General features: G+C 65.6%; 1 pseudogene. It reads right to left on the bottom strand.

Annotated elements, in window-relative coordinates:
- Nucleotides 1-262 (bottom strand): annotated as a pseudogene (locus QP415_RS12055) (dihydroorotase); the annotation flags it as partial.

Genomic DNA, 262 nt, shown 5'->3' with positions numbered 1-262 from the left:
TGCATCCACGAGGGTGACGTGTGCGGGGGCACCGACGACCAGGCCCTGGCCCTGCGATTCCACGCGGCCGATCTGGGCGGGAACCGTCGACATCACGCGAGCAACGTCCGCCCAGTCCATGCGGCCCGTGTTCACCATCGTCTCAATGATGATCGGCAGCGCAGTCTCCAAGCCGGTCATGCCGAACGCGCCCGCCTGCCACTCGCAGTCCTTGTCTTCGAGCGGATGCGGAGCATGGTCGGTTCCCACAACGTCAATCGTG

It is taken from the genome of Pauljensenia sp. UMB3104 (assembly GCF_030217285.1).
GTDB lineage: Bacteria > Actinomycetota > Actinomycetes > Actinomycetales > Actinomycetaceae > Pauljensenia.
The sequence above is the reverse complement of the archived record's forward strand: the minus strand, read 5'-3'. Positions and strand labels throughout refer to the sequence as shown.